At 44.1% G+C, this 222-nt stretch carries 1 protein-coding gene; it reads right to left on the bottom strand.

Translation table 11 applies throughout. The annotated features are described in order from the left end of the window. On the bottom strand, window positions 1-181 hold a 181-nt coding region (locus tag LIZ98_RS17875; RefSeq protein WP_227140486.1), incomplete at its 3' end, for a hypothetical protein. Between the last annotated feature and the right edge of the window lie 41 nt (window positions 182-222).

Genomic DNA, 222 nt, shown 5'->3' with positions numbered 1-222 from the left:
TGACGAGAACGAGTCTCGTCGTCAAAAAATAGAGTTTCCGGCCACAAAATGGTGAAGAGAATAAGTCTCGTCGCCGAAAAAGAGAGTTTTCGGTTTCAAAAAGGTGACGAGAATAAGTCTCGTCGTCAAAAATGAGCATTTCACGGCTCAAAAAGGTGACGAGAATAGGTCTCGTCGTCAAAAAATAGAGTTTCCGGCCACAAAAAGGTGACGAGAACGGGT

The sequence above is a fragment of the Caldibacillus sp. 210928-DFI.2.18 genome, from assembly GCF_020554505.1.
Lineage (GTDB): Bacteria > Bacillota > Bacilli > Bacillales > Caldibacillaceae > Caldifermentibacillus > Caldifermentibacillus hisashii.
This window is presented reverse-complemented; position numbering and strand designations above follow the sequence as displayed.